The organism is Pontibacter sp. LHS2 (assembly GCF_058932845.1).
This window is the reverse complement of record NZ_JBZYWG010000001.1, coordinates 24,361-50,657: the sequence shown is the minus strand read 5'-3', so window position 1 is coordinate 50,657 and position 26,297 is coordinate 24,361. Positions and strand designations below refer to the sequence as shown.

Annotated in this window: 18 protein-coding genes, 3 tRNA genes and 1 pseudogene; 8 read left to right on the top strand and 14 right to left on the bottom strand. The window is 48.6% G+C overall.

The genetic code is table 11. The features are described 5' to 3' along the window. Positions 1-2 precede the first annotated feature (2 nt). From AC5FX6_RS00190 to AC5FX6_RS00170, 5 genes and pseudogenes are all read right to left on the bottom strand, one after another. Positions 3-1,817 (bottom strand): site-specific DNA-methyltransferase, encoded by a 1,815-nt coding sequence (locus AC5FX6_RS00190; protein ID WP_493595006.1) that lies wholly within the window; start codon positions 1,815-1,817, stop codon positions 3-5. Positions 1,818-2,123: 306 nt separating this feature from the next. Then, positions 2,124-2,510, bottom strand: a pseudogene (gene arr / locus AC5FX6_RS00185) (NAD(+)--rifampin ADP-ribosyltransferase); the annotation flags it as partial. Positions 2,511-2,590: 80 nt separating this feature from the next. Next, positions 2,591-3,187, bottom strand: coding sequence for a class I SAM-dependent methyltransferase (locus tag AC5FX6_RS00180; protein WP_493595005.1), 597 nt, complete (start codon positions 3,185-3,187; stop codon positions 2,591-2,593). Between the two features lie 100 nt (positions 3,188-3,287). Then, positions 3,288-3,599 carry a helix-turn-helix domain-containing protein gene (locus AC5FX6_RS00175; protein WP_116545156.1) on the bottom strand — a complete coding sequence of 104 codons (312 nt, stop codon included), beginning with the start codon at positions 3,597-3,599 and terminating at the stop codon, positions 3,288-3,290. Next, positions 3,583-3,924, bottom strand: coding sequence for a type II toxin-antitoxin system RelE/ParE family toxin (locus AC5FX6_RS00170; RefSeq protein ID WP_493595004.1), 342 nt, complete (start codon positions 3,922-3,924; stop codon positions 3,583-3,585). Before AC5FX6_RS00170 ends, AC5FX6_RS00175 begins: the two co-directional genes overlap by 17 nt. A 542-nt stretch (positions 3,925-4,466) precedes the next feature. On the opposite strand from AC5FX6_RS00170, the gene AC5FX6_RS00165 reads away from it, so the two are divergent. Together AC5FX6_RS00165 and pbpC are read left to right on the top strand one after the other, a co-directional pair. After that, on the top strand, positions 4,467-9,902 hold the full coding sequence (locus AC5FX6_RS00165; RefSeq protein WP_493595003.1) for an alpha-2-macroglobulin family protein: 5,436 nt from the start codon (positions 4,467-4,469) through the stop codon (positions 9,900-9,902). A 275-nt stretch (positions 9,903-10,177) separates the two neighbouring features. Then, a complete protein-coding gene (pbpC, locus tag AC5FX6_RS00160) occupies positions 10,178-12,526 on the top strand; it encodes a penicillin-binding protein 1C (RefSeq protein WP_493595002.1) in 2,349 nt (782 codons plus the stop codon). 318 nt (positions 12,527-12,844) lie between these two features. Here the strand turns inward: pbpC and AC5FX6_RS00155 are convergent. From AC5FX6_RS00155 to AC5FX6_RS00145, 3 genes are all read right to left on the bottom strand, one after another. Further along, positions 12,845-12,918, bottom strand: a tRNA-Arg gene (locus AC5FX6_RS00155). A gap of 69 nt (positions 12,919-12,987) precedes the next feature. Further along, positions 12,988-13,061, bottom strand: a tRNA-Pro gene (locus AC5FX6_RS00150). Between the two features lie 117 nt (positions 13,062-13,178). Continuing rightward, positions 13,179-13,265: transfer RNA gene (locus AC5FX6_RS00145), tRNA-Ser, on the bottom strand. Between the two features lie 321 nt (positions 13,266-13,586). On the opposite strand from AC5FX6_RS00145, the gene AC5FX6_RS00140 reads away from it, so the two are divergent. The 4 genes from AC5FX6_RS00140 to AC5FX6_RS00125 are packed head-to-tail and all read left to right on the top strand — an operon-like array spanning position 13,587 to position 16,744. After that, positions 13,587-14,558: a VWA domain-containing protein gene (locus AC5FX6_RS00140; RefSeq protein ID WP_493595001.1), complete on the top strand. Its 972-nt coding sequence runs from the start codon at positions 13,587-13,589 to the stop codon at positions 14,556-14,558. Beyond that, on the top strand, positions 14,555-15,523 hold the full coding sequence (locus AC5FX6_RS00135) for an aerotolerance protein (protein ID WP_493595000.1): 969 nt from the start codon (positions 14,555-14,557) through the stop codon (positions 15,521-15,523). Before AC5FX6_RS00140 ends, AC5FX6_RS00135 begins: the two co-directional genes overlap by 4 nt. A gap of 57 nt (positions 15,524-15,580) precedes the next feature. Continuing rightward, positions 15,581-16,186 carry a TetR/AcrR family transcriptional regulator gene (locus AC5FX6_RS00130; RefSeq protein ID WP_493594999.1) on the top strand — a complete coding sequence of 202 codons (606 nt, stop codon included), beginning with the start codon at positions 15,581-15,583 and terminating at the stop codon, positions 16,184-16,186. A 48-nt stretch (positions 16,187-16,234) separates the two neighbouring features. Further along, entirely contained in the window at positions 16,235-16,744 is a 510-nt protein-coding gene (locus AC5FX6_RS00125) for an acyl-CoA thioesterase (protein WP_493594998.1), read from the top strand. 169 nt (positions 16,745-16,913) lie between these two features. Here the strand turns inward: AC5FX6_RS00125 and AC5FX6_RS00120 are convergent, their stop codons facing one another. From AC5FX6_RS00120 to AC5FX6_RS00110, 3 genes are read right to left on the bottom strand one after another with little or no spacing between them, the layout of a single operon-like run. Further along, positions 16,914-17,303, bottom strand: a complete 390-nt coding sequence (locus tag AC5FX6_RS00120) for a VOC family protein (protein ID WP_493594997.1) — start codon at positions 17,301-17,303, stop codon at positions 16,914-16,916. 21 nt (positions 17,304-17,324) lie between these two features. Then, on the bottom strand, positions 17,325-17,762 hold the full coding sequence (locus AC5FX6_RS00115; protein ID WP_493594996.1) for an SRPBCC family protein: 438 nt from the start codon (positions 17,760-17,762) through the stop codon (positions 17,325-17,327). A gap of 35 nt (positions 17,763-17,797) precedes the next feature. Beyond that, on the bottom strand, positions 17,798-18,139 hold the full coding sequence (locus AC5FX6_RS00110; protein WP_493594995.1) for a zinc ribbon domain-containing protein YjdM: 342 nt from the start codon (positions 18,137-18,139) through the stop codon (positions 17,798-17,800). Between the two features lie 193 nt (positions 18,140-18,332). Here AC5FX6_RS00110 and AC5FX6_RS00105 point away from each other — a divergent pair, with 193 nt between their 5' ends. Next, positions 18,333-18,776: a PaaI family thioesterase gene (locus AC5FX6_RS00105; protein ID WP_493594994.1), complete on the top strand. Its 444-nt coding sequence runs from the start codon at positions 18,333-18,335 to the stop codon at positions 18,774-18,776. A gap of 84 nt (positions 18,777-18,860) precedes the next feature. On the opposite strand, the gene AC5FX6_RS00100 is transcribed toward AC5FX6_RS00105, so the two are convergent. Together AC5FX6_RS00100 and AC5FX6_RS00095 are read right to left on the bottom strand one after the other, a co-directional pair. Continuing rightward, positions 18,861-20,192: a TldD/PmbA family protein gene (locus AC5FX6_RS00100; protein ID WP_493594993.1), complete on the bottom strand. Its 1,332-nt coding sequence runs from the start codon at positions 20,190-20,192 to the stop codon at positions 18,861-18,863. 172 nt (positions 20,193-20,364) lie between these two features. Beyond that, positions 20,365-21,996 carry a TldD/PmbA family protein gene (locus AC5FX6_RS00095; RefSeq protein WP_493594992.1) on the bottom strand — a complete coding sequence of 544 codons (1,632 nt, stop codon included), beginning with the start codon at positions 21,994-21,996 and terminating at the stop codon, positions 20,365-20,367. A 425-nt stretch (positions 21,997-22,421) separates the two neighbouring features. Here AC5FX6_RS00095 and AC5FX6_RS00090 point away from each other — a divergent pair, with 425 nt between their 5' ends. After that, positions 22,422-23,033, top strand: coding sequence for a hypothetical protein (locus AC5FX6_RS00090; RefSeq protein ID WP_493594991.1), 612 nt, complete (start codon positions 22,422-22,424; stop codon positions 23,031-23,033). A gap of 72 nt (positions 23,034-23,105) precedes the next feature. On the opposite strand, the gene AC5FX6_RS00085 is transcribed toward AC5FX6_RS00090, so the two are convergent. Continuing rightward, the gene (locus AC5FX6_RS00085; protein WP_493594990.1) at positions 23,106-26,030 is read right to left on the bottom strand and encodes a S9 family peptidase; all 2,925 of its coding nucleotides are present in this window, start codon (positions 26,028-26,030) and stop codon (positions 23,106-23,108) included. Positions 26,031-26,297 lie beyond the last annotated feature (267 nt).

Here is a 26,297-nt window from a genome sequence, read left to right as displayed (position 1 = left end):
CATCAGATTGATTTAAAATCAATACCGATGTCCTGCAAGGTTAGTTGTAAATTAGTCTTATCTATTTCGTTTAGTTGGAAAAGTGTATCCGGACAGATGAAAGCAGTGGGTTTCAGTTCTATCGCTTTCCGAAGCACCTCTTCGTTGATCGTATCCAGCCCAAACAGGAGCCCTTCCTGCACTACTTCGTATAGCACGGTATCACCTACAGGCACTTCGTTTATAGCAGCAGTCAACGGTATACCTGACCTGAGAAGCAGTTCCCATAATTTACGCTCCTGCTGGCCCTCATCGGTCTTGACCCGCTGGAAAAGCGTGAGCTGCTTTGTGGGATCCTTTTCCGTCTGGAGCCCATCTCTTCTTACAGGAAAGCCAGAGGGCGCTAGTTTAAAATACCTGAAACCTGTATCGGTATTCCTTGCCCCCTCCTCTGCTTTATTATGTAATAAGAGTAGGCGCTTTCTTGTGATTTCAGATATGGTTCTGAATCCCTGCTGATAAGCTTTGGTTGTTGGGGTGATCTGCTCGTCGAGCTGCACGCAGATGTACTTTCTGTTGCCGCCATCCTGCTGGTTCATTTCCAGTATGGCCTGGGCAGTGGCACCTGAACCGGCAAAAAAGTCCATAAAAATGCCATCCGGATCGTCTGAGAAGCCCAGCAGGTACTTGATCAGGCTGGGTGGTTTCGGGAAATCGAAAACTTTCGCCCCAAACAAGGCTTCCAGTTGGGCACTGGCATTTTCGTTGGTACCCACGCCGACTTTAGAGTTGATCAGGTTCGGCGGCACCTCTTTGTCATATACCAGCTTTTCGTACGAAGGGCTAAGTTTGATTGTAGGGATACTGATTCTTGTACCCTTGCTTATCTCGTCGTCCAGCTTAGGCTGTGACCACTTGAACTTTGCCTTCAGCACGACAGGCTTTACAAACAGACCAGCTTTCACCTCAGTGTCAGCCAGCAGTTCAATGACATAACTGTCCGTCCCATAGCTCCCTTTTGGGAGCAGGCCATCCTTTATACTGGTGGTCACTATACCAGCCGGGAACGTCAGGGTACCTGGTTTATTGGTTTGGTTGAGCAGCCCATTGGAACTAGTGCTGTTCTTCTGGATACCCTTAAATTTCTCGTTGTTCTTATTTTTCTGGTAGCAGAGCACATACTCCACTACTTTTTTACTCTTTTTGGAGAGGTTGGCCGGTGTTTCAGACTTGGCCCAGGAAAAGTAATCGATAAAGTTATCTTCCCCGAACACCTCATCCATCACCAGCTTCAGGTTAGCCAGTTCGTTGTCATCGATGCTCACGAATATAATCCCGTCTTCACGAAGAAGCGTCCTGGCGAGGATCAGCCTTGTCAGCATCATGCTGAGCCAATTGGAATGGCCATTCTGCTTGCGGTCAGTTTGAGAGCGCCCCGTCTTCTTTGAAAAATTATCGGCGTAGATGAACTTCTCTGAACCAGTATTGTAGGGCGGGTCAATATAGATACCTTTTACTTTACCGGCATATGCCTTTTGAAGCGCTTTCAGCACCTTCAGGTTATCTCCCTCAATAAACACATGCTGAGTATGCTCCCAGTTCACAGACGCCTCCCGTACAGGTATAAGCGTGTCGGATATAGGCTCCTCAAGTTGTTGGTAAGCATCTGCTTTTCCGGTCCATGACAGTTGGTATCGCTCCGGCTCCTTGTGTACCTGATCGACCAGCAAATCACGTAGATAAGCTAAGTCCAATTTGTCTTCCGTAAATGCACTCGGTATTAACTCTTTTAACTTAGAGATAAGGTCTTCCGGTATATGCAAGGACTCGCCTTTCATGATCAAATATTCGGTTAATCGGTATTTTAACAGGTTGTCAGGTATAGCACAAGCGTTTATCAACCATACTGCTTCACGAGCTGTGCCGTTTAGGAAGCACAACTGTGCCCTTGATCTGCTCTACCGCAGAACCTATACATTACTTGAGTAGATTAAGCTGAGGCGGGTGTATGGCTACTATACCTGGCAAAAGTTGAAGATAGCTAATAAAGCAGAAATGACAGGAAGGAAATTTTAGTTTAAAGTGAATTCTTGAAAAACAAATTCTGACAGCAGCTAATATCAGGCGGCAAAAGCCCTGTAAATTTAATCCTCAATCGCCTCGATGCCCACTTCCTTCAGTTTTGCCAAGTGGTCCTTCATAGCCTGGAGCTGCTCTGGTGCGTGTCCCTGCCACTCTTTCACTTCACCTGTGACCCGAAGAGCATGCTTGGTGCGGTAAGACTTTGTTGGATTGCCGGGAAACTTCTTGTCTGTCAGATTAGGATCGTCTTCGATCGGGCCGGTTGGCTCCACGATGTAAATCCTGCCGGCACCTTCGCCTAAGGCTAGCTCAGCGCCCCAAACAGCAGCATCCAGGGTCGCAGTCAGATAAACATAGGAAGCCTTTTTGCGCATACCGTAATTTGAGCTATAGCCAGGCTCAATCAGGTCGCCTTGCTTTAGGGTAGCCTTGGTGCCATGGTAGTATGGCTGCGAACCCGGCTCGTTGACGGCCTATGTTGGTTCGCCCTCGCTATTGTTTGACTTCATTGCCTTTCCCTTTCTTGTGATCAACTGTTCTTTCTTACTATAACAGTTACGTGCCGTTGCGGGTACTGGTCCAGTTCCAAATGCCTGCATTGACAGTTACTTTCGCTAATTATCTTCAGATTCCCGTCTATTCCAATAGAGCTGTATCCAAACTTTTGGCCAAGCCAACTATCTTCATGTGCCCCTTCTGCGTCACCTAACGTGTATACCAGGATACCTTGCGGGTTTAAGAAATGGCAAAGCTTCTCGACTACCGGTTTCTGTGACTCCAAAGGCAAATGAAAAATGCTATCCCATGCAACTATCAGATCAAACCTGGCTTCTGTTTCCCAATTGACGATATCGGCTTGTTCAAATTCTATGTTCGGATGATTTTTCTTAGCCAGTTGTAGCATGCCTTCTGAAATATCGATGGCGGTTAGCTCAAATCCGCTTTCTAAAATCCTGTTTATAATGCGCCCTCCACTCCCGCATCCTACGTCCAGTGCCTGTTTCTTCTCAGCACAGTACAGTATAGCCCTATCGATCAAAGAGACACCGTAGTCAGATCCGAACATATCGGCGTCCCACTGCGCAGCAATCTTGTCGTAGCTATTGGCTAGTTGTGAGGTTTTCAATATTAGAGGTTCTTTAGATCTGAACGGATTGGTGCAGCCGAAGCCCTTAGCATAGCAAAGGGTTACGGCTGCACCGGGTTACGGGCTAGTAATTCTTCTTTTAAAGCTCAATCGAGATTTTAACTTTTCCGCCCAACCCTTTTTCAACAATATCAAATAAGGTTTTGAGTGTCAGATTACTCCCGTCATTTTCAACTCTGGATATATAAGTTCTTTTCTTGTCAATGATTTCCCCTAACTCCTGCTGGGTAAGATGTCGAGCTTCACGCGCCTTTTTCAATTCAAGTCCGATTTTAAAAGACTCGAACTCCCTGTCAAGGTTATCACGTCTCTCTGTGCCTTTTACTCCGTACACTCTGTTCTTGATGTCCGCCCAAGAACTAACTTCTCTTTCTTTATCTTTTCCCTTCATAATATTCAGCCATTAATTGTAGTGCCTTATCGATTTCTTTCTTTGGTGTCTTTTGTGTTTTCTTCTGAAAGCCGTTAAGCAAGATGACCAGCTTGCCTTCGTCGAAAAAACAGAACACCCGCCAAATGTTCGAAGCAAGTTGTACACGTGCTTCATATAGTCCGTCTGTGCCTGTCAAGTGCTTCAGGTAATTCTGAGGCACTCGCTCAAGTGTTTCTATCGCTTCCAAAATCTTGAATATCTTGTCCTGCACCTTAACAGGCTGCTCTTTCAAGAAATCTTCAAAGTAGTTTTTGTAAGCAATGATTTTTCTGATTTTCTCCATCTGCTGTATTTTCAACAGTAAATGTAACTTAAAAGTTACTATAATCTATAAAAAAATATTGCCCTCTTATAGTTCTTTATTTCCCGTAACTACCTCGAAAACGTGAACATACGGTAATTGGCACTATGTAAAAGGGTACTGGTAGCTATTCAAAGCAACCACAAAGCATCTCTGGAACTTTTTATCCTTACTCCTAACCCTTCATATTTCCCTCAGCTAATATACCAAAATACCACAACAGTTCAGTAGAATTCTATTGGCATACTTTTTAAACACTCGCTGCAATATTTCTCTGTCAAACTCAACACCATAATCTTAAACCCATACCTAAGAGTCTACCCTCAGGGATTGCACCTTTATAGATGGCTTTTAAGGTATAGGTGATACAGGAAATCACTATATTGTCAGTGTAAATCAAGCATGCTTATACCTGGAAGTTAGAAGCGGTCTATAGCCACTTATGGGCTAGAGACAAATAAAATACTAACCTATAACATGGTCATTCACAAATTGCTGGTTATTTGCTTTCACCTTTCCATACTATGAAACTAAAACAACTTCACCCGGCACCGTTGCAACACCTAATCAGGTATAGTCTGTTGCTGAGTATACTCTGCTTTTTCAGCTGCCGTAGCAATAGCGACGAACTGAAGTTGGAAAGCAAGAACTTTGACCAGGAAATCGCCAGGGAGCAGAACCTGTCGTTCAAGTTCGACAAAGACCTGGTGGGTGATTCGCTGCTCAACCAATGGGACACGATTCCATACCTGACCATCACGCCAAAGGTAGCCGGCAAATATAAATGGACAGCTCCAAACGAGCTGGTTTTCTCGCCTGATAAACCATTTGCACCCACTACGGACTACAAGGCTGAGTTAACCGAAAACCTACTCAGGCACTCCGCTAAAAAGTATAAGCTCCCAGCAGGGCAAGGATTTGCTTTTCATACTCCCTACCTCAGGCTGCAGCAGGTTAAAAGTTATTGGGTGGCAAACCAGAACGCACCAAACCAGTTGGAGGCTAGTCTACAACTTGACTTTAACTACCCGGTGCTTTTCCAGGAGTTGCGGGAGCATTTAAAGGTCTATGCCGGTACCAAAGAACTGCCTGTAGAACTGGCCAGCGGTAACCGCGACAACATCACCATTCGGGTAAAAAATGTGGCAGGGCAGACTGACAAAGAGATTCCACTGCGGCTGCACATTGTCAAAGGGCTGCGTGTGGCCGGCAGTACCAACCAAACCGACCATACCATAGAGCGTGATGTCCTATTGCCAAGTCGCCAGCGCATGATGGTATCGGAAGTAACCACGGCTTTGGAAGAAGGTCAGGAACGCATTTATATCTTCACCACGCAACCTGTTACTAACAGCAGTCTCGGCGAACTGATCACCATAAGTCCTCGACGAGAGTACACCGTAGAGCGTCTGCAAAACGGCTTGGTCCTGAAAGGTAATTTCAATCAGAACAGTACCTATACCTTGACACTCTCCGGCGACCTGGCAGGTATGGCAGGAAAACAGATGGGACAGCCTTACCGGCATAGCGTCACCTTTGCTGCTGCACAGCCAGGCATCAGCTTTGCCAATGCTAAAAGCATCTACCTCAGCAGCCAGGGGGCCCGCAACATTGCCCTTAACCTGAGCGGCGTTCCGCGCATTAAGGTGAGCATCAGTAAGGTATACGAAAACAACATTCTGCACTACCTCCGCGAGGGCAAAATGTACGATGGTTACTACGACGAAGAGACAGAAGAATATTACTCCAGTTCTTACTTTGATGTAAATGAAAACAACGGCAATACTTTGTTTGAGCGCGAATACAATACCGAAAGCCTGCGCAAACAAGGCAATGCCCACCTGCTCAACCTCAACCTGCACGATCTCGACTTCGACAGCCAGTTCAAAGGCCTGTATGTGATCACAGTGGCAAGCACTGACAAAAACTGGCTGAAGGATTCCAAGATCGTATCAGTTTCGGATATCGGCTTGATCGCTAAGCAGGGCAAGGATGAAGTGGTGGTTTTTGCCAACTCCATACGCGATGCGAACACGCTGGACGGGGTCGAGATCCGCTTTATCAGCACGAATAACCAGGTGGTGCACAAAGCTACGACCGATAAAGATGGTGTAGCCCGGTTCAGCAACATCAGCACTACTGCCCCGGACTTTAAGATGGGTATGATCACAGCCCGCAAAGGCGACGACTTTAACTACATGCCTTACAGCCAGACGCAGGTCAACACCTCCCGTTTTGATGTCGGTGGCAAACGCCTGACCGACCTGAACTATGATGCCTTTATCTATGGCGACCGCGACCTCTATCGCCCCGGCGACACCATACATGTCAACACCATCGTCCGAACCCCGGATTGGAAAACGGTGGCAAGCCTGCCCATCAAAGTAAAATTGCTGCTGCCCAATGGCAAAGAGTACCGCAGCACCAAAGGCAAACTGAACAGCCAGGGCGCCAGCGAAACCAGTTTTATACTGAATGGCGCTGCCGTGACAGGCACATATACCCTGGAAGTATACTCCGGCAACGATGTGCTGCTCAATTCGAAGAAAATAGGTGTAGAAGAGTTTATGCCGGACCGCTTGAAGGTGACAGCTGTGCTCAACAAAAGCACTTACAACTCCGGCGAGAAACTCACACTTAACCTAACGGCGCAAAACCTGTTTGGGCCGCCAGCAGCCAATCGCAACTACGAAACGCAACTCAGCCTGAAGAAGAAAGCCTTCGAAGCCAAACGCTATCCCGATTATACCTTTGACATCCGTACTTCCGGTTCCGTAAACATCCAGACCAGCACCCGCCAGGGCCAGACAGATGCACAGGGCAAAGCGCAGGAAGTATTTGAGTTAGAGAATTTTCAGGATATCGGTTTACTGGATGGGTCGCTTTATACCACGGTTTTTGACGAGACAGGCCGGCCGGTAAACCGCCTCAGCAAGTTTGATGTGAGTACGCAGCGGGCCTTCTTCGGTATACGGGATTTTGATGATTACGTGAGTACCCGCCGCGCTATGAACATACCGCTTATCGCCCTGGACCGAAATGGAGCACCTATTTCGACTACTGCCAAAGTGCAACTGGTACGCTATACCTACGAGTCGGTGATTGAGCGCTACAGCGATGAGTATAACTATAAGTCGCAGCGCAAAGAAAACGTGATCATCAGCCAAAACATGACCATACCTGCCAGCGGCGCCACGTTTAACTTTACACCTGTTTCTTCTGGCCAGTATGAAATTCGTGTAATGCGACCCGGCGCCTACAATTACGTGGCGCAGGAATTCTATGCCTATGGTTGGGGTGACACTGAAAGCACTTCATTTGCCGTGAATACCGAAGGCGAAGTGGACATCTCGCTGGACAAGTCGCAGTATGAAGTTGGCGACCAGGCTAAAATCCTGTTCAAATCGCCGTTTGCAGGCAAAATTCTGGTCACGGTTGAGCAGAACAAAGTACTGAGCTACTACTACCTCAAAACCGACAAAAAGGCGGCATCGCTTACCCTGCCGATCAAAGACGAGCATCTGCCAACAGCCTACATCACCGCCATCGCGCTGCGGCAGGTAAAAGACAGCCAGATGCCGCTAACCATTGCCCGTGGCTTTAAGCCCTTATCGGTTACCAAAAAGAGCACAAAACTGGATGTCGCCATACTGGCCCCGGAAGCGTCCCGGTCAAGCAGGGTGCAGGAGGTGAAAGTAAAGACTGCTCCTAACGCGCAGCTAACCCTGGCTGTGGTGGATGAAGGCATCCTGCAGATAAAGGATTACCAGACACCCGACCCGCATGGCTTTTTCTACCAGAAGCGAGCGTTGGAGGTGACCGGCTACGACCTATACCCCTACTTATTCCCTGAGTTGGGTGCTCGTTCCAGCGTTGGCGGTGACGGGTATGACCTGGCCAAACGCATCAATCCGCTTACCAACAAACGGGTTAAGCTGGTCTCGCTGTGGAGCGGACAGCTAAAAGCAAACAGCAACGGTGAGGCCACGGTGCGGGTGCGTATACCGGAGTTTTCGGGAGCAGTACGCATCATGGCCGTGGCTTACAAGGACAATGCCTTCGGCTCGTCTGAAAAGATGATGCGTGTTTCTGATCCGGTGGTGATCAGCACGGCGCTTCCTCGTTTTGTAAGCCCGCGTGACACCATATTTGTACCGGTAACGCTCAGCAATACCACTACGACGAAAACCACGGCAGCCAGCACTATTTCGGTTACAGGTCCGCTGCGTGTGGTCGGCGAAACCAGGAAGTCAACAGGTATAAACCCGAATGCTGAGGCTCAGGTGACTTATAAAGTAGTGGCTATGCCTGCCATTGGGCAAGCAACAGTAAAAGTGGTGGTAAATGCGCTGAATGAGTCTTTCGCCAGCAACACCGACATCACCGTTCGCCCCATTGCCCCGCTGACCAAAGTAACCGAAGCCGGAAGTGTAAAAGACGGCGCCAACGCCGACATCAAACTGGCCAATGATTTTATACCTTCGTCGGTATCGGCTAAGCTGGTGGTGAGCCGCTCGCCGCTGGCACAGTTCACCGATGATATTACCTTCCTGCTGCGTTACCCGCATGGTTGTCTGGAGCAGACTACTTCTACAGCCTTCCCACTGCTCTACTACACCGATCTGGCCCGTTCCCTGAACCAGGACCAGAAGAGCCGTACCTTTAACCCGAACTACCTGGTACAGGAGGCCATCACTAAAATCGAGTTGATGCAGCAGTACGACGGCGGCTTTACCTACTGGCCCGGCGCTACCTACACTGACTGGTGGAGCAGCACCTATGCCACGCACTTTCTGCTGGAAGCGAAGAAAGCCGGATTCCCCGTAACGCAACAGGTGCTGGACAAAGCCGTCAGCTACCTGCAGCAAAAGGTAAAGGGCAAGGCCATGGAAGAGTACCGTTACTACGATGCCAGCCGCCAGGTGCAAAGCAAGTACATCGCCGCCCGTGAAACCACTTACTCGCTGTACGTGCTCAGTATAGCCGGCAAAGTGGACTGGTCTACCATGAATTACTACAAAGCCAAACCGGAACTGCTGTCGATCGACGCCCGCTACCTGCTGGCTAGCACCTATGCCCTGAACGGAAGTCGCGAAAGCTTTAACCAGATCCTGCCTCGCTCCTTCTCCGGCGAAACCTCGGTACGAGCTTTGGGCGGCAGCTTCTACTCCCCGATCCGCGACATGGCGATCTCGCTGAACAGTTTGATAGAGGCTGATCCGGATAACCCGCAGATCGGTACATTGGCTCGTCATTTATCGGATGAACTGCGCTCTAAGCGCTGGTACAATACCCAGGAACGTGCTTTTGCCTTGATGGCTTTAGGTAAGCTAACAAGTAGGAACCAGGGCAACCAAACGGCACAGGTATACCAGAACGGCAAAGTGATCGGCACCTTTACCGGCAACGACCTAACGCTAACGAATTCAGTTGGCAGCGGTCCGATCAGCCTGCGCGGCAAAGGAACAGGTAGCCTGTACTATTTCTGGGAGCTCGAAGGTATCAGCCAGAGCGGCGACATCAAAAAGGAAGACAATTACCTGAAGGTCCGCAAAGCCTTCTTCGACCGGAATGGCAACGAGATTACGAACAACACTTTTAAACAAAATGACCTAGTGATAGTGCGGGTAGAACTGGAGTCGCTGGACGGCAGGAGCATACCGAATGTAGCCATTACCGACATGCTGCCGGCCGGCTTCGAGATAGAAAACCCTCGCCTGATGACAGCCCGTGAGTTCGGTTGGATAGAAGCCCAAAAACCCGCCACGCCGGATCATATTGACATCCGTGACGATAGGATAAACCTATACGCCACCGCTAAACCAGCCCAGCAATACTTCTTCTACCAGGTGCGTGCGGTCTCGAAAGGTGATTTCCAGTTAGGCCCGATCGGAGCAGATGCCATGTACAATGCAGAGTATCATAGTTATTCGGGAGGTGGGGTTGTGAAAGTAAGGTAAAGAAGTTAGAAAGTTTGGGAGTTAGAAAGTTTGAGAAGGAAGAGTTCATTTTCAGCATACGTAAGTCATCCCCCTGCCCCCTTCAAAGGGGGACTTTGGTCCAACAACCTGTATTTGTCATCCTGAAAGGAACTTGGTAGAAGGGAGGTTAAGCGGAAGCTACAGAGATAAAACCCACCCCTTCCCCTTACAAAAGGGGGAACTATAATAGAGAAAAGTCCCCCTTTGAAGGGGGCAGGGGATGACAACTATATGAAAGATAATACCTTAAACAAATGCAAACACAAGAACCAAAGTATCATCTAAGCCATCGGCTGCTAATTTTTAGCAAGCCCTGGCTCAGGTATACGCTATACTTTGCGCTTCTTCATTGCATCACCTTTACCATCCTCAACCACCTCTACCCACTAAAAGTAAACATCTCCTACTCTACTGTGATCACCGCTTCCGATGGCAGCGTGATCAATGCTTTTCTGAGTCGTGACGATAAGTGGCGGATGCAGCTGGAGCCGGACGAGATAAATCCTGTCCTTAAAAAAACGGTACTGCTAAAGGAGGACAAGTATTTTTACTATCACCCCGGGGTCAACCCATTTGCCATTTCCAGAGCCATAGCCTACAACATTATCAGTGACCGAAAAACCTCCGGTGCCTCTACCATTACCATGCAGGTGGCCCGGTTGCTATACCCGCAGCAGCGCACCTATGCCAACAAGGCTTATGAAATGTTCCGGGCACTGCAATTGGAATGGCGTTACAGCAAAGACGAGATCCTGCAGCTATACCTGAACCTGGTACCTTTTGGTGGGAATATAGAAGGTGTAAAGGCGGCTTCTGTTTTATACTTTCATCAATCTCCCAAACAGTTGAGTCTGGCGCAGGCGGTCACGCTGACGGTTATACCTAACAAACCTTCTTCACTGCGCATTGGGGAACAGAATGAACGGATTGTAGCCTTTCGGAATAAGTGGCTGAAATACTACCAGGAACAACAGGCTTTTCCGGCCGCAGAGATTGAGGATGCCATGCTAGAACCGCTGGAGGCCCGCAGGCAGGATGCCCCCAAGGTGGCGCCGCACTTCGCTTACCGCATGTTCCGCAGATACAAAGACCAGCCGATCATCAAAACAACCCTTAACCGGCAGGTGCAGGAAAAAGTGGAGCAACTGGCCTATAACTACATGCAGCGGCTGCGCTACAAAAACATCCACAATGCGGCGGTGCTGGTAATCAACAACCAAACCAGAGCCGTAGAGGCCTACCTGGGTTCTGCCGATTTCAATGACTTTGCACACCATGGGCAAGTAGACGGCGTGCGGGCGGTTCGCTCGCCAGGCAGCACCTTAAAGCCATTCCTCTATGCCGCCGCTTTCGACAAAGGCCTGCTCACCCCTAAAACCGTGGTTACCGATGTACCTGTGGATTATGCTGGTTATCGACCGCAAAATTACTTCGGCAACTACAACGGCAACGTCACCATAGAACACGCACTGGCAACCTCGCTCAATGTGCCCGCTGTGAAAGTGCTCGACCAGCTAGGCGTACATACCTTTGTACAGAAATTGAAGCAGGCGGAATTTTCGGAGATGAAGCGCATGGGCAACCAACTTGGTTTGTCTTTGATTTTGGGTGGATGCGATGTAAAGCTGGAGGAACTGACTGCACTGTACGCCGCTTTTGCCAACCAAGGGAGGTATAGCCCTATCCAGTGGCTGCAACAGGACTCAATAGAACAGGAAACGCAGCTGTTATCGCCGGGATCGGCCTATATGGTCAACCAGATCCTGACACAGCTTACACGTCCTGACCTGCCGCACAACGCCCACAACAGTCCGAACCTGCCTAAGATCGCCTGGAAAACCGGCACTTCCTATGGCCGCAAAGATGCCTGGAGCATTGGCTATAATAGAAAGTATACCATAGGCGTCTGGGTGGGCAACTTTTCCGGCGAGGGTGTACCCGAACTCAACGGCACTGACACGGCTACTCCCCTGCTCTTCGACATCTTCAACAGCATCGATTATAATTCCACTGACGGGTGGTTTCAGCAACCCAAGGGCATTGGTTTAAGGGCGGTGTGCACCGAAAGCGGCAGCCCAGCCAACAGTTTCTGCAGTAACCAGGTGCTGGACACGTTTATTCCTGGCATCTCCTCCACCCAAAAGTGCAGCCACTTGAAACGCATTGCCGTTTCTGAAAACCATAGGTATAGCTACTGTACCAGTTGCCAGCCCCCGACAGGTTTTGTACAACAGCTCTATCCCAACCATGCTCCGGAGTTGCTTACTTTTTATGATGCTGAGAAAATCCCTTACCAACCGATTCCCGCACACAACCCTAACTGCAGCCGAATTTTTAAAGAGTATGCTCCGCTGATCACCTCTCCTGCCGCCGGTATGGAGTACTTGCTGGAACAAGCCGAACGCCAGCAACTGATGCTGCACTGCAACGCCCACAACGAGGTAAAGCAGGTATACTGGTACATCAACGACAAATTTCTGAAGTCCACGGCCGCTAACGAGAAGGTATTCTTTGAGCCCAAACAGGCTGGCAGGTATAAGATATCGTGTACGGATGATCAGGGCAGGAATACGGACAGCTATATCACTGTGAAGTTTCTGTAGGAAATAAGAAGGGGAATTAAGCCTTTGCTACGCATGAGTTAGTAACAAGCCTACCAAATTTATTCTCCGTATTACATTTCAACCACTGGCAGAAGTCTGGAATATATTTTCAGCACAGATATTTTCAGATCTTTTAGCTGTTTCAAGATGAAAAATTGAGGTCACTATCCCTTTAGGTTGCTAGCATTAGGAGTGCCGGCCATTTCTATCAAGCTCTTTTCAGGATGGAACAAAATATCATCAACTGACGCTGTACAAAACGTGTGCAAATAAAAAAAGCACTTACAAGTTTTACCTTATAAGTGCTTGATACTGAAGTGATCCCGTTTGGATTCGAACCAAAGACCTACTGCTTAGAAGGCAGTTGCTCTATCCAGCTGAGCTACGAGACCAGCGTCCTTAGGAGAGCTTAGCTCTACCCTTAAACAAAAAATTTCGGAATTGCTTCCGAAATTTTTAAGTCGGGGTGGCAGGATTCGAACCTACGACCTCCACATCCCAAATGTGGCGCGATACCGGGCTACGCTACACCCCGAACTATGCTTTCAACTCCGGTTAGCGATTTTGATGTCGCTGTTAATGTTGAACGCGGTGCAAAAGTAAGCGAAGAATTTAAATTGTCAAAACTTTTTCAATTTATTTTTTTCGCTTGCGGAGGAGGGGGGATTCGAACCCCCGGTACCGTTTCCAGTACGGCAGTTTAGCAAACTGCTGGTTTAAGCCACTCACCCACCCCTCCGGGTCTCTCCCTGCTGAAGAGATTGCAAACATACTACATTAAATTTGCCCACACAATAGCACTCACCAAAATTTTAGCAAATAAACCCGCCTGACATACCTCTAAACTCCTTTTTCGAAAACTAACTACTTGATTCTATTCAGCTTTCCGAAGCGATAAATTTTTAAAAAAAATTACGCTGATCCCCCCTGTTCACTTCATTATTACTGCATCGACATCACTACCTATACCTGTATCCGCTTTTAGCGCTACGCAAGAGCCCTGTACATTGGCTTTCGTTTCTTATATTTGTCATCGGGCAATTGCCCAAGCCTGCACAATATGACCTGGTACCAAACGCTTACGCTGCTCGAAACACTATTCGGCATCCTCTTTCTGGGGCTGTACATCGGCTATTTATGGCGCGTACGCAAGGTGTCGGCTTTTTTTGGTCAGCGTCCTCACGGTGTTTGGGTAAAGTTTGTGCTACGACACGCCTACATCGTGCTGCTTATCATCGCTATTCTTGGCCCCTCATTCGGGGCCATGAAAAAAGAGATCAAGACCATTGGAAAGGATATTTACATTGCTGTGGACCTTTCGACTTCCATGGATGCCAACGATGTACAGCCTTCCCGCCTGGAACGGGCGAAACATGATATCATACGACTGATCAGCCGCTTCAACTCCGATCGTATCGGCCTGATCGTGTTCGATTCAGAAGCCTATCTGCAAAGCCCGCTCACTTACGACCAGCAAGCACTCACGCTGTACACACAAACCCTTCGTACCGGTTTGCTACCGCATGGAGGCACTAGCTTTATACCTGTTCTCGAGCTCGTCTCTCAGAAATTTGGGCAGGCAGCATCTCCGGAAGCAAGTGAACAAAAAGCCCGCATCCTGGTGCTCATAAGTGATGGTGAAGATTACGGAGGCCGCACGTCCGACTGGGCCGACAGATTACGTGAGCAAAATATCAGGGTCTTTGCACTCGGCATTGGCACCACAGACGGCGCTCAGATACCGGTTGGCTCATCATTTAAGAAAGACCAGCAGGGTAACCCTGTCCTCACTCGTCTGCACCCGGAGGGACTCGAGCAATTGGCGGAAGCAACCGATGGTGAGTACTTTGAGGTGAATGGCCGCATCAGTGAAGTGAGCCGCCTTATCAATGCCATCAATAACATTGAGGGTGAGCTGCGCGAAAGCAAAACTATTGATGTTACCGCCAATAAATATGTTTATCCTTTGGCCTTGGCTCTGCTGCTTATACTGCTCGATATACTTATTACCGTTAAACTGATCAGGATATGAAAGCAATTGTAGCTGCCATACTGTTGATCGGATTTCTGTCGGGGGGACTACGTACCGTCTCGCTCATGAATGAGCATGCAAAACTGGCTGCGGCGGCCTATAAACGAGGAGACTACATAGAAGCTGTGGCCTCTTATGAGTACTTGCTGGAAGACCTTGATGTGCAGGATGATCAGGTACGGCTCAACCTGGGGCACGCCTATTACCGATTAGGCGAATTGCAAAAAGCACAGCAACAGTATACCCTTCTGTCTAACCATGCGTCCCGCCACATCAAGGCTGTATCGCTTCTTCAGCTTGGGTCCATCTCTGCACAAAGTAAAAAATACAAACAGGCCCTCACTTACTTCCGCCAAACACTGATTGTAGAACCAGGCAACGAAGCCGCCAGGTATAACTACGAACTGATCAAAAAGCTATTGGAGGACCGTCCTGATCTGGCTCAGATTGATGAAGAGGACGAAGAGTTTGCTGCCGATCAGCAAGCCGCTCAAGGCCAGCCTAAACCTCAGCAGCCGAACCAGGAAGAAGAGGATCAGGTGGAGCAACCGCGCAAAAATCCTGACAGCGAAGGTGACCAGGAAGCTGAGGCGGACAAACCCCAACAGGATGATCAGGGACAGCAGCAGGAACAAGGCGGAACAGGTCAGGAGCAGAATGGGAAAGAAAACGGCAAGCCCTCTGAAAAGACAGAGATAAGCGGCCGTGAGCCGGGCGATACACAAGGAATGAACCCGGAAAGCAACTTCGACCCGAACCGACCGGAGCGAAGCCGTAGCGCAGAACCGCTCTCTGAGGCCGAGCAAAGAGCGCAGACCCGCAACAACCGACTACATCAACACAACATTAACCCCGAGAAGGCCCGCCTGATGCTGGAAGCTATGCGCAGCGCTGAACAGCAGTACATACAGCAATTGCCCAAAAAAGCTACCCGTAAGTCTGATCCCTCTAAACCAGATTGGTAAGTCCCCATTTGGAAATAACAAACCGATTGGTTTATTTTGCGTAATCATCTAGTAATCATGGATACAGTCTTATCTAAAGCAGAACGTACACGCCAGCTTATCATAGAGCGATCAGCCCCTCTGTTTAATCAGAAGGGGTATGCCGGCACGTCGATGCAGGACATTATGGCCGCTTCCGGATTGACAAAAGGAGGAATTTACGGGCATTTTGATAGCAAAGAGGAGATTGCCCTGGCAGCTTTTGAACACGCGGCTGGCATTATCACCCGCATGATCGGGGAGCGAATAACCAGTAAAGAAAGTGCCTCCGATAAGCTGAAAGCAATTCTTCAATTTTACAAAACCTACCTATTTTCGCCTCCTGTACAAGGCGGATGCCCGGTTTTGAATACGGCAGTTGAAGCCGATGATACCAATCCACTGCTAAGAGCAAGTGTTGTCAAAGTGCTCAACAGGCTACATAAAGCTGTCGCTAATATTGTGCTGCAAGGTATAGAGAGAGGTGAATTCAAGCGTGAAACGGATGCTCACAGATTTTCTATTCTGTTTGTGAGTATGGTGGAAGGTGGCATCATGCTTTCGAAAGCCTACGGCGACAATAAATACCTTAATACAGTTATATCACAACTGGAGCATATGCTCGAGTCTGACTTGAAAACCTGATTTTTTTTGATCTAAAATAAACCAATCGGTCTTTTTTAAAAATTTAATATGATGGAAAAAGAGTATAGCAAAATACTGGAAAGTAAAGCCTTGATTCGCTTCGAGGACTGCGACCCATTCGGTCACCTGAACAACGGACGTTACATTGACTACTACCTGAATGCCCGTGAAGATCAGTTGCGCGACAATTATGGTCTCGATATTTATGCCATGGGAAAAAAGACCGGTAAAGCTTGGGTAGTTGCGTCCAATCAGATCGCTTACCTGCGTGAAGTGAAGTTCATGGAAACGGTGACGATCAAAACCTGTTTGCGCTGGTATAGCGGTTCGGACCTTATGATGGAAGGTCAGATGGTCGATCCGGAAACAGGCGCGATCATCTCAGTGATCTGGACGCGCTTTGCTTACATCGACATTCGCAAAGGTCAGAAAGCGGAGCATAGCCAAGAGCTGACAGACCTATTCGGCAGTGTGTCTATACTTGGCGAAGGGAAACCTGCGGAGTACTTTGAAGACCGTGTAAAAGAACTGCGTATGGCATCGGTGGTGCTACCTTAAATCAGGCAGTATTTGCTAAGCAAAAGTGCACGTCAACAGGAATTTATGCCCCTGCCACAACATAGTTTTGGAATAGGAGTATAATGAATTCATAGCACAAAATATAACTATGAAAACGGGCAGCTAGTATTAGCTGCCTTTGTTTTTTTATGCGCTTGATTCGCGTTCTTTAAAGCTTGGCGTCAGGAGTAAATGCTACTTCCAATACGAAACCATTTGGGTCACGAAAATCGATCGTGTAATACCCTGCGCTATACTGCGGCATCTCCTGTGGACCGCGAATGATATCTGCTTTCTGCAGGCGCAGCCACTGTCCTACCTGGTCAACCACCTCCCGGCTAGTTGCGTGAAAACAAATATGCCGCACACCCAGGCTATCACAAAATGCAACTGGCATTTGCTTAAAATAGATTTCGTGCTGGCCACAGCTAAAAGAAGTTTCGTTGAGCGCATACCAGCCAATCATCGGAAATAGCTCCCCATAGAAACGCACCGATTCAGCCAGGTCTTTTACCCAGAACTCTATGTGATTGATGCCGGGGCTGTAAGGATAATTCATTGTCTTACAGAAGATGATAGGTTAATTGTGTTCCAGTATATCTTTCAGCTTTTTCAGATCCTTGTTATTGGCTTTTCGCATCATGCCAGCCATAAAGGGAGCGAATACTTTTGAGAAACCTGAAGGCTGACCGGCATTGCGCAAGGTCATCTGTGTGCTACCCGCATCAATCGCATTCCAGGTATAGGTTGTTTCCATCGGAAAGGGCCCTTCAGCAGTTCGCATCACCAGTTTTTGACCAGGGATATACTCCACGATCTCGTAGGTATAGGCAAGCTTTTTTCCCAAAAAGTGAGCGACGAAAGCTACCTGCGAACCAATTCCCAAAGGCTTCGGTGACTTCCATTCCACCGTCTTTATGTTATCATACCATACAGGCGCATTATCCGGATCAGCAGCATAAGCCGAAACTTCTGTCAGCGGTCTGTTGATGATTATTTCAGTGAAGATATCGACCATAGAAAGAGGGAGAAGTATGAAGGAATACCTCTTATTTATGCCTTTCGCACAAACTCAGATTTAAGCCCCATAGAGCCAAAGCCGTCGATCTTACAGTCGATGTTATGGTCTCCGTCGGTCAAGCGTATATTCTTCACTTTGGTACCAGCTTTCACAGGTTTGGGAGCTCCTTTCACAGGCAGATCTTTGATGACCACAACCGTATCCCCATCCTGAAGTACGTTGCCGTTCGCATCTACGACTTTCAAGCCTGCCTCTTCTTCCACTTCGTTCGGATTCCATTCGTTGCCACATTCAGGGCAAGCGTATAATTCATCGCTCATCGCGTAGCCGTAAGGTGAGCTACATTTAGGGCACTGCTTTAATTCTTCTGACATAGTATTTTGTTTGAAATGCTATCGTTTAATGCATATGTAACGGTTTTGATGGCAGCTGAACTGCTTCGTTCTTGCGGCATCATACACCTCGCCAATATACTAACATTCCTACAATCCCTTTCTTTTCTTTCTGCTACGAAAGCGCAATCACCTGAGCACCATTGCGTATACTTGCACCTAAAATAAACGCCTTATGTCGATTAAAACAGAAGAGCATTACCGAAAACTCGAGAAGCTATACCTGAGCGCCAATGTGCAGCAATTGTTCCATGGCAGTACGATTACGGTTTCGCATAGCAAATCGGAAATCACCCTTCCTGTTGACCCAAAGTACTTTCACGGTGCACAGGCGATACACGGCGCTACTTACTTTAAGCTGCTCGACGATGCCGCCTACTTTGCTGTTGCCTCGCTTGTAACGGATGTGTTTATCGTTACCTCCTCTTTCCAGATCAATTTGATAAGACCTGTGAATAGTGGCACCTTGCGAGCGGTTGGCACAGTGCGTTCTATCGCTAAAAATCTGTTCATAGCGGAGGCAACCTTGTATAATGATCGCGGCAAGGAAGTGGCATTTGGAACCGGACAGTTTATGCGTACTGCGCAGCCGTGGGAAAGCCTGGAAAACTACCAGTAGGTATAAAGTAAAAACCGCCCGGATTGACCGAAGCGGTTTTAATATTATCAGTTAAAAGGCACCTTAAAATACGTCCTGTTCCATTTACACAGCGTCTGAGAGACTGCTGAACGTAAAGTCACGTACCTTAAGCGGCGGCAGAATGTAATTCACGTTCGACTCGCCACTCACCACCCTTTCCGGACGCCCCATTTCCTCCAGGTTGTTCAGCATAATGATCGGACTCTCATTGAAGCGGAAGTTCTTAACCGGGTGTTTTATTTTCCCGTTCTCGATCAAAAAGGTACCATCCCGTGTGAGGCCTGTCAGTAAGAGTGTCTGCGGATCCACGGAGCGGATGTACCACAGACGCGTAACCAGGATGCCGCGTTTTGTGTTTTTGATCATTTCATCGAGCGATGCCTTCCCTCCTTCCATGATCGCGTTGTTTGGCATCGGAATCGATTTCGCCCCTTTGTTCTCTGCCCAGTAACGCGACGCATATAAGTTCTTCAATACCCCGTTCTCAATCCAATGTGTTTTCTCCAGGGGTCTGCCGTCACCACTCCAGGTAGCGGTCGGCAATTCTGGATGGCTAGGGTCTGAGTAAATGTTCACCTTCGCATCCACCAGCTTTTCCCCTATCTTGGTCTTGCCGCCCTGCTTGCTCATAAAGCTGCGGCCTTCATCGGCGTTGCGGGCATCCATGTTGAAGAACATATTCTCCAGGAGCACCGCCACAGCTGCAGGTTCCAGTATCACGGTATACTTGCCCGGCTCGATGGCTACTGCTTTGGCAGAACCTTCTGCCTTGTCCATGGCAATTTTGGAGGCCGTGGCTGTGTTTAGTTTCGTGATGTCGTTATACCCGCGGGAGGCGTAGCCGGAGCCTGTGCCTGCCTCGTTGCGCACCGTCACCGAGAATTCCACATCGGTGCTCGGATGGTAGGCAAACAGTCCTTTGGAATTGAGCATGGCCTGGAAGCCGGCGTTGTGCTGCAGGTAGCCAGCGGCCTTCAGTTTGCGCTCTCGGGCAGGCAGTATGCTGGCCGCCGCTGCTTCCGCCCGCTGTTGAGGAGAGAAATCAGCGGTGCTCTTAAAAAAAGCGTTGGAGCTGCGGTATTTTTGAGGACCCAGTATCGGCATGTACTCCGGGTTTTCGGGTGCCAGCTGAGCTAGTTCTTCCGATCGGCGTACCACCTTCTCCAGTGAGGCATCATCAAACTCATTGATGGTCGCTATACCTGTTTTCTTGCCAAAGGCAGAAGTAACCACAAGGCTGGTAGTGCTGTTCTCGCCGCTTGTCGACACGGCATTGTTTGCATACCGGATATTGCCGCTATTGCTTCCCTGCAGGTTTACAACGCATTCATCCGCTTTGGAAAACTGCAGCACCTTCTGCATGATCTCCCTTGCCTGTTGTTCTGTGAATATCATAATTTCTTGAGTTAAAGAGTTGGAGAGTTCAGGAGTTTGAGAGTTATGTAATTAGAAAGGCTGGAAGTTAGAAAGGTGAGAGAACTTTCATAAAACTTGGCAAGTGTTTCCACCATCTTCATGTCACCACTCTCCCTTCGTTTACTTCTAAACTCCCCAACTCCTAAACTTGTCAGATTTTTCTAGCCGTATTGATCACGTTCACGCCGTTGAAGCGGGTAGTGGAGCTGCCGTGGGATACGGCGCTTGACTGCATCGGCTGGCCTTTCCCGTCGAAGAAGGAACCGCCTAGTCGGTAGTCGCGTTCGTCGCAGATGGCAGTGCAGGAATTCCAGAATTCCTGTGTATTGCTCTGGTAAGCCACATCGCGGAGCTGACCGGCAATCTGTCCGTCTTTGATCTCATAGAAAAGCTGCCCGCCGAACTGGAAGTTATAGCGCTGCTGGTCTATCGAAAAGGAACCATCCCCGATGATGTAGATGCCTTTCTTCACATCTTTGATCATGTCCTGCACGCTGAGCGGTGTCTTGCCAGCTGCCAATGACACGTTTGGCATGCGCTGAAACTGTACCGAGCTCCAGCTGTCGGCGTAACAGCAACCATGCGATTCCTTCTCACCGATAATGTGCGCTTGGTCTCGGGTTGCCTGATAGTTCACCAGTATACCGTCTTTCACCAGATCCCATTGCTTGGTCTTCACGCCCTCGTCATCATACCCGACAGCCCCGAGTGAGCCCGGCTGTGTCTTATCCGCAAATAGGTGTACCCTGTCTGATCCGTATTTGAAGTTCTTGGATTTCCATTTGTCCAGCGTGGCAAAAGAGGTGCCGGCAAAGTTGGCTTCGTAGCCTAACACGCGGTCCAGCTCCAGCGGGTGACCTACCGACTCGTGTATGGTAAGCCAGAGGTGCGAAGGATCGAGCACAAGGTCATACTTGCCTGCCTCCACCGATTTAGCTTTCAGTTTTTCGACTGCTTGTTTGCCAGCTGCGGTGGCGTCTTCCAGTATGTCGTAGTGCTTGCCGTAGAGTGTCGTCACACTGGCAATTTTGCTTTCTTTGCGACCATCGAGGTATTCATAGCCCATGCCCATCGGCGCACTCAGCGACTGCCGTGTCTCGAACTTGCCTGTGGCCGGGTCAATGGCCGTAGCGGTGAAGACTGGCCAGATGCGGTGCACATCCTGATCGATATATGAGCCATCAGTAGAGGCAAAATACTTCTGTTCGTTCACGATGAAGAGAAGAGAGTTCATGTAGTTGGCCCCACTCTTCATGGCAGCATCATTAGCGGCCAGCAACAGGTCAGCTTTCTCTTTGATAGGTATAGCCAACGCGTTTTTCTCAATCGGAGTTTTCCAGCTTACCTCGCCATACCCTTGCTGCGGCGCCAGCACAACTGGTTCTTCCAGAAGTTTAGCGTTGGCTTTGGCAATGGCGACGGCCTGTTTTGCCATGTTGGCTATGTTGTCTTTCGTGATGTTATCAGCTGCGACAAAGCCCCAGGCCCCGTCGGCAATCACACGTATACCTGCCCCATAGGACTCGGTATTCACTGTATTCTCCACCTTATTATCACGGGTGATCACAAACTGGTTGAGGTAGCGCCCAATGCGAATATCGGCATAAGTCGCGCCACTGGAGCGAGCTGAATTCAGGGCTACATCAGCCAGTTCTTTCTTCAAGGCCACGTCCATTTGACCTAAAAGGACTTCTGGTGGCACATGATTTCCCATTACAGGTATGGGCAGCATCAGCGCACCAGCGCCCATACCTGCCAGGTACATAAAATCGCGACGTTTCAAGCTTCTATTTCTTTAGTTAATAGATAATTGAAGCTAAGTAATGACTATATCAAATGCAAGTTTTTATTGAATTTTAACAAAACGAAACCAAGTACCTGGAACTACCGGCATATCTTATCGAATCAAGATCGTTGCAAACTGCTTGGTTAAAAGAATAATCCTATCTCAGTTCATTTTAGCATATTATTACAAACCCTGTCACACTGCTTTTAAGCCTAGGCCTTAACTGAAGAAGCCACATATATTTTTTACAATATAATAAACTCAGTATATTATATTTAGCAAAGGCATGGATTTTCCATTCACCAGTTATTCTGATACGCTCACACTAATTTTAAGCATGTTTACCCATAATCAACAAACATTATTTCAGTTCACTGATTATGTATCGTATGTATGTCACATTAAAAAAATTATAAAAAATTATGAAAAAACTAATCCAAAAAACATCCACTTATGTAGCAGCAGCCGCTATAGTCTTTACTTTCAACGCCTGCGAGCAAGCTGAAGTAGCGCCTGACGCCGCATTACAATCTGCTAACTTACAGGAAGCTCACAGAAACAATTCTTTCAACCTCAACAAAACTTATACTGCTGACTTGATGTCTCTGAATGATTCTGGTGTGATGGGTACAGCTACTTTGACGCTGGAAGGCAACATGGTAACAGTGCACATCATGGCAAGTGGCCTGGAGCCAGGTATGGTACACCCGCAGCACATTCACGGCTTTGTGGATAATAACAAAAATGCTGTCTGTCCACCTATGTCAGCTGATACGGATGGCGATGGTTTAATTGAGCTAGGAGAAGGTTTGCCATTCTATGGTCCAGTACTTCTTCCGCTTGAGCCGTTCTCAACCGCACCTGATGGCACTATTGATTATAAGCAGACTTTCGAGGTCTCTGCAGCCTTACTGCCACTTCAGAATAATGTAATTGTACTACATGGCATGACTGTGGACGGTGAGTACTGGCCAACACTACCTGTGGCCTGTGGAGCGATCAAAGTGATGAACAATGGAAAAAAGGGGAAATAACCTGCCTGACTTTTAAAACAAAAAGGGGAGCAGCCAGCTGGCTGCTCCCCTTTTTGTTGCTATTTATCGCAACTACTCCTTCGGTGCAGAAGAAACCTGCGGCTCAGTCAGTTCAAAGCCATAATCCTTGCCTTTAAGCAAAGTCGGAACACCTTGGTCCATCCACTTCGGAGCCGGAGCGCCTTTCAGGTAGTGGTCAAAGAACTGTGACATGCGCACCGAAAGGTCTTTGCGGTTTTTGCGCTGCATCAGGTTATGGTCTTCGCCATTATACACCAGCATCCAAACAGGTTTGTCGAGACGGCGCAGCGCCATAAAGAACTCGATGCCTTGGTACCACGGCACAGCCCCGTCCTGGTCATTGTGCATGATCAGCAATGGCGTCTTCACGCGGTCGGCAAAGAAGAGTGGTGAGTTCTCGATAAACTGCATCGGCTTCTCCCACAGCGTACCGCCAATGCGGCTCTGGGTGCGCTCGTACTGGAACTGACGGCTCAGCCCTGTGCCCCAGCGGATACCACCATAAGCACTCGTCATGTTCGACACCGGTGCACCAGCCATGGCCGCTTTGAACAGATTCGTGCGCGTCACCATGTAGGCTATCTGGTAACCGCCCCAGCTCTGTCCCTGCAAGGCCATGTTCTTGTCGTCCACGAAGCCCTGAGCTACAATACGCTGCACACCAGGTATAATGCAGTCCATGGCACTCTCACCTGGATAGCCTTCGGTATACACAATGTCCGGCACGAACACCAGGTAGTCGTTGCTTACAAAGTATGGGATGTTGATAGTAGAGGCACTCGGGGCCGGCACGCGGTGGTTGTGAATGCCATCAGAAGAGCGCTCGTAGAAGTACACCAGCATCGGGTATTTCTTTTTCGGATCAAAGTTCTCCGGCTTGTACAGGAGGCCTTCCAAAGGTATACCGTCCGTCGACTTCCAGCTTACCAACTCCACACTGCCCCACAGGTACTCGTTCATCTGCGGATTGGCGTTGCTCAATTTCTCAACATTGGCAAAGCTCAGATCAGAGGTATAGAGGTCATTGTACTCCCGGAAAGAACCACGGCGGAAAGTGGTACGATCACTGTTCTTAGCCTTACGGAAGGCTGCATAGGAATGTGGTGTCATCACCAGTTTCTCCGGCTGCATCGATTTGCTTACATGGTCACGGAAGAAGCCGGATGACTTGTCAGTATAATTAAAGGCGCTCAGGTATAGCGTGGCGTCGGCAGGTATAAACTTCTCTTCGTTGTCGAGTTGCTCGTAGCGCAGGCGCAGTTTGTTGTTGCGTCCATACTTGTCTGTCAGGTTCTCAGGGGCTTTTTTGCCGCTTGGGTCCAGTTTCCAGATATCGAAACGGTCGTATACCAGAAAGGCATTATCTTTCTCTACCCAGCCAGCCTCGCCGTAAGAACTCGGTAGCGCAGGCACATCGTTGTCTTCTTCATAGAAAGGCAAGCCGATGCGCTTGGTCAGATTGATGTTGGCGCCGCCTTTGGTAGTCATGGCATGCCAGCTGCTGTCGGTTGGTTCGTACCAGTACACATATTGCCCCTGTGGCGACAGGCGTGGGTACCCTCTTGTTTCTTTCAGAATTTGTTTTGCTGTTCCTTTCTTCAGATCGATCAGGTAGGCATCTTTGCGGGTTGGCGTGTCATATCCGATGGTTACTTTATACTTCTCGTCGCTTACCGCCAGGGCTACATCCGACTGTCCGTAGGCGTCCAGGTATACGTCGGGCATTTCGAGGGTGGCGAGCTGCTGCATTTTCTTGCCACGCAGGTCGTACATGGCCAAGAAAGAGCGCTTCTGGTCTCGGCTTAACTGCTTAAGCTGCATCGGCTGGATCAGCGGATCTTTGTAAGACCAGATATCGAGGCTTACTTTCTCCTCTTCGAGTTTCGTAGTGTCTTTTTCGAAGCGGGTCGGGCGCGGGAAAGTACCGAAGAACAAACGCTTGCCGTCTTCTGAGAAGCGCAGGGTGCCGTGCTCGCTCACCATCCAGGCCGTTGGCATCCCTTTGGTAATGGTATCGGCCAGCGTCACTGCTTTGTTGTCTTTTCTATTCCAGTGGTAGAGGTTGAAGTAGCGCAGCTCCGCTCCCACCGTGTCAGTGGTCGCTACGTAAGCTAGTTGCTCGCCCGCCTTGTCGGTGCTGATGCCTTTGTAGGTCACCTTACCTGTGTCGATCGGCATTACTTTAAGATCAACTGTGTTGAAAGCATATACCCCAGCCGTATGCAGCGAGTCGAGTTCATCCTTCACAAAGTAGAGCATGTTACCCTTTTCAGAGAACATGTAGTCTACTACACGGTTGAAGCGGTGTTCCTGTCCGTTTTGTAGGTTGCGAAGCACCAACTCCGTCCCTTCTGACTTCTTCTGCTTCGGCTTAGCAGCAGGCTTTGCGGCAGCTGTTTTAGCAGGCTCAGTTTTGGCTTCAACTGTTTTTGGTGCTTCCGGTATTTCGAGGCCTTCTTTTTTCGGCTCCTCTTTCCTGGCCGTTTCTTTTTTAGCAGGAAGTGGTTTTTCCAGTTGATAAGCTACCCAATTGTTCCCCTCCTTCGGCAATTTGTAGGATTTCACACGCGGCAGTTTCACCACGTTCATGTTCTCCAGCGCCACAATCGCCAGTGAGTCTTTCGGTAGATCGTCGCCTTTCTTTTTCTTCAGCTTGAGCGCACGTACCTTGTTATACTCCGGCTTGATCTGGAAAACTGCGTAGCGGCTGTCGTTCGTAAACTCTGCCTTGGTACCTCGGGCAAACTCTTGCATAGCCCTATTGGCATAGTTCCGGATGTACAGGGCGCCATCGCCTTCCTGCGGATCAACGTTGAAAAGCACGTATTGGCCATTGTTGGAGATCTTGTCTCCGGCTACGCCTTTCCAACTGTCGTATACGTCGTGAGTGAGTGGTTTTTTGGTGGCTTGCTGCTGTGCCTCTGCCTGACTAAGGCCGGTCCCGAACAGCGCCATCAACAATAAGAATTTCTTCATTGCAGATAGGTAAGCTTTGGATTAGCGTTTTGGTTAGTTCTCTAAATGTACAAATTTTTTTGCGCCCATGCGCGTTATACCCTTTAGAGACAAAACTATAAGAAAGGTTTAAAGGCAGATAGTTCCACTCAAACATTTAGATGCTGCACAACCCTTCTCAACTGGCTTAACAGTTTAACAATTAAAACATTAAACCATGAGCAAGCCTTTTACCTAACGATTGTTTGGTTTTCCGGCTTAATCCTGATAATTTCACACTGAATAAAA

Excerpts from the sequence above, each read along its gene's own strand:
- AC5FX6_RS00105 (WP_493594994.1), top strand. The coding sequence starts at position 18,333 with ATGTCGATTAAAACAGAAGAGCATTACCGAAAACTCGAGAAGCTATAC.
- AC5FX6_RS00170 (WP_493595004.1), bottom strand. The coding sequence starts at position 3,924 with ATGGAGAAAATCAGAAAAATCATTGCTTACAAAAACTACTTTGAAGAT.
- AC5FX6_RS00085 (WP_493594990.1), bottom strand. The coding sequence starts at position 26,030 with ATGAAGAAATTCTTATTGTTGATGGCGCTGTTCGGGACCGGCCTTAGT.
- pbpC (WP_493595002.1), top strand. The coding sequence starts at position 10,178 with ATGCAAACACAAGAACCAAAGTATCATCTAAGCCATCGGCTGCTAATT.
- AC5FX6_RS00190 (WP_493595006.1), bottom strand. The coding sequence starts at position 1,817 with ATGAAAGGCGAGTCCTTGCATATACCGGAAGACCTTATCTCTAAGTTA.
- AC5FX6_RS00110 (WP_493594995.1), bottom strand. The coding sequence starts at position 18,139 with ATGTCAGAAGAATTAAAGCAGTGCCCTAAATGTAGCTCACCTTACGGC.
- AC5FX6_RS00100 (WP_493594993.1), bottom strand. The coding sequence starts at position 20,192 with ATGATATTCACAGAACAACAGGCAAGGGAGATCATGCAGAAGGTGCTG.
- AC5FX6_RS00165 (WP_493595003.1), top strand. The coding sequence starts at position 4,467 with ATGAAACTAAAACAACTTCACCCGGCACCGTTGCAACACCTAATCAGG.
- AC5FX6_RS00130 (WP_493594999.1), top strand. The coding sequence starts at position 15,581 with ATGGATACAGTCTTATCTAAAGCAGAACGTACACGCCAGCTTATCATA.
- AC5FX6_RS00140 (WP_493595001.1), top strand. The coding sequence starts at position 13,587 with ATGACCTGGTACCAAACGCTTACGCTGCTCGAAACACTATTCGGCATC.
- AC5FX6_RS00120 (WP_493594997.1), bottom strand. The coding sequence starts at position 17,303 with ATGAATTATCCTTACAGCCCCGGCATCAATCACATAGAGTTCTGGGTA.
- AC5FX6_RS00090 (WP_493594991.1), top strand. The coding sequence starts at position 22,422 with ATGAAAAAACTAATCCAAAAAACATCCACTTATGTAGCAGCAGCCGCT.
- AC5FX6_RS00115 (WP_493594996.1), bottom strand. The coding sequence starts at position 17,762 with ATGGTCGATATCTTCACTGAAATAATCATCAACAGACCGCTGACAGAA.
- AC5FX6_RS00135 (WP_493595000.1), top strand. The coding sequence starts at position 14,555 with ATGAAAGCAATTGTAGCTGCCATACTGTTGATCGGATTTCTGTCGGGG.
- AC5FX6_RS00125 (WP_493594998.1), top strand. The coding sequence starts at position 16,235 with ATGATGGAAAAAGAGTATAGCAAAATACTGGAAAGTAAAGCCTTGATT.
- AC5FX6_RS00175 (WP_116545156.1), bottom strand. The coding sequence starts at position 3,599 with ATGAAGGGAAAAGATAAAGAAAGAGAAGTTAGTTCTTGGGCGGACATC.